Genomic DNA, 2,476 nt, shown 5'->3' on the forward strand with positions numbered 1-2,476 from the left:
CGATAGGGCGGGTGGGGTATTTCGGGATTTATAAGTGATTAAGCGAACTTGATATTATAAGTCAGTCAACCTAATTAAACGTAAAAGGCTCAAAATAAATAAAATCCTTCTGCTCTTAGCTTCAATAGCTGTTTCTTACAAAGAAAGGCAGAAGGATAGAAGTATTAATAAAATCTAGTTTTTTTGAATGATAAATGAGCGAATTTGAGTGTAAGCGAGTGTCAACCCCTATCTCGTTCCCAATCACCAATGACTTTTTGCAAATACCATTCCTCTGACATTCCAGGATAGTCATATTTTGCCTGATCAACCAATCTTTGGGCAATTTCCCAATATCCCCCAACTAGTCTCAACAGGCGTTGCCGTAGCAAGTTATACTTTGCTTTTTCTGAGTTAGAACTAGGGGAGTGAATTTTTTTTAAACTATCTAAGACTTGTTGGTAATTTCCCCAGTCTTCTTTTTCACAAAAGATACTTGCTGCACGCTGATAATCCTCAACAGCACGTTGCATTTCTTCCAAGCAAGCGTAGGCAATGCCACGATTGTAGTAAGCTGTTGGATCATCAGGATTTATTTGCAGTGCTTGGGTGTAGTCGTTAATTGCACCAAGATAATTCCCTATAAGCCGATAAGCATTTCCTCTGGCAGTATAGAGCATTGCATCTTGGGGTTGCATCTGGAGTGCTTGATTAAAATCGGCGATCGCCCCTTGATGATCGCTTACATGAGAACGTGCTTTTCCTCGGTTACGGTAGACGATTGCATCAACAAAATTCAGTCGCAGCGCTTGGTTAAAGTCTGAGATAGCCTCTTGATAGTTACCCAATTTACAACGCACAACCCCTCGACAGCAGTATGCTTGTGCATCCTGTGGATCAACCTGCAAAGCCCAATTTAAATCCTCCATTGCTTCGCGGGTGTCTCCCTTTTCTGCTTTTTCTAGTAACTGCGTGAAATAATCTTTTTCAGATTTGAGTGGCGCAATTGTCGGACTTGATGGTACAAAAGCAGGTTTTCGGTGAGGTTGAAGCTGTTTAATTTTCTCCAGACACTGGCGACAATTCTCTGCGTCTTTTTGCTCTAGATATAATTGTGCCGCTTTTTTAAAGTTGGCGATCGCATCTTGAATATACCCTTGTTTACGATAGACTGTTCCTCGTAAATTATAAGCAGCCGCATAATCTGGATGAAGACGAATAGCTTGGTCTACATCTGCAAGCGCCCCTGGCAGATTTTTCAGCGCCACTCGTCCCAAAGCGCGACAGTAATAAGCCTCTACACTTTGAGGATTCAGTTTCAGTACCTCTGTGAAGTCAGAAACAGCATTCAATATTTCTCCCAAATCATAGTATGCTAAACCCCGTTGATAGTAAGCTTGAGCAAAGTAAGGTGCTAGCTGCAAAGCACGGCTAAATTCTTGAATAGCTTCAGCATAATCTTTTTGCTTGGCTTTTTCCAATCCTTTATTGTAAAATTCGTCATTCATGGCATTTTTTGAAGAATCAAATCAGGATACAGGTTCAAGAGTGAAATACTTCATACTTTACACTTCATACTTCAGTCTTTAGGTGACTCATTTCCAATTATTAATAAAAAGCACTAAATGACTAACGACTACCTTTACCGCTATCCACCCTTGTATCCTGGTGTCTTACTAAGACGCTACAAGCGATTTTTTGCCGATGTTGAACTCGCTTCTGGGGAAATAGTAACAGCACATTGCCCCAATACAGGACCAATGACAGGAGTTTGTACTCCTGGTTGTGCAGTGCAGCTGTCTTACAGTGATAGTCCTAAGCGCAAACTTTCCTATACCTGGGAAATGATCCAGGTGCATGACAACGAACCAACATGGGTGGGTATCAATACTAACTTGCCCAATAAGATTATTAAATTAGCTTTAGAAAAATATCTTTTTCCAGAATTGGGAAATTATAGCCAAATTAATGCTGAGGTTTCCTATGGACAAAATAAATCAAGTCGGGTGGATTTCTTGTTATTTCCAGATATAAACATCAGCGTCTCATCTAGCAATTTATGTTTTGAAAATGAGAAATTACTTTTAACATATCTTGAAGTAAAAAATACAACTTGGGCGCAGGGAAAATTAGCACTATTTCCAGACACAGAAACAACACGAGGACAAAAGCATTTGCGAGAACTGACAGCGCTTTTACCCCAAAGTCGTGCAGTCATGCTTTACTTTATAAATCGAAGTGATTGTACTGAGTTTGCCCCTGGCGACAGTGCTGACCCTGCATATGGTAAATTACTTAGGCTTGGCATCGACCTTGGTTTAGAAATTTTGCCTTGCCGTTTTGAAGTTAACCCAGAAGGTGTGCGTTATTTAGGTTTGGCAGAATATAAATTTTGAGCCTTCGGATAAGGGGAAAACAACAAAAGAGCCTTCTAAAATTTTAGAAGACTCTTTTGTTGTTTAGAATAATAGTCCTGGCACCGAGCTATTGTAGCAGG

Annotated in this window: 2 protein-coding genes; one reads left to right on the forward strand and one right to left on the reverse strand. The window is 40.2% G+C overall.

What is annotated here, in order from left to right:
* Positions 1–221: 221 nt before the first annotated feature.
* Complete coding sequence (locus tag DP117_RS33945; protein WP_169222544.1) at positions 222–1,487, reverse strand: tetratricopeptide repeat protein; 1,266 nt, start codon at positions 1,485–1,487, stop codon at positions 222–224.
* A gap of 117 nt (positions 1,488–1,604) precedes the next feature.
* Here DP117_RS33945 and sfsA point away from each other — a divergent pair, with 117 nt between their 5' ends.
* A complete protein-coding gene (gene sfsA, locus DP117_RS33950; RefSeq protein ID WP_169222545.1) occupies positions 1,605–2,375 on the forward strand; it encodes a DNA/RNA nuclease SfsA in 771 nt (256 codons plus the stop codon).
* Positions 2,376–2,476: the final 101 nt, after the last annotated feature.

The organism is Brasilonema sp. UFV-L1 (assembly GCF_012912105.1).
Classification (GTDB): Bacteria; Cyanobacteriota; Cyanobacteriia; order Cyanobacteriales; family Nostocaceae; genus Brasilonema.

Bases quoted from the DNA above. Each gene is read 5' to 3' on its own strand.
- DP117_RS33945 (WP_169222544.1), bottom strand. From the start codon at position 1,487: ATGAATGACGAATTTTACAATAAAGGATTGGAAAAAGCCAAGCAAAAA.
- sfsA (WP_169222545.1), top strand. From the start codon at position 1,605: ATGACTAACGACTACCTTTACCGCTATCCACCCTTGTATCCTGGTGTC.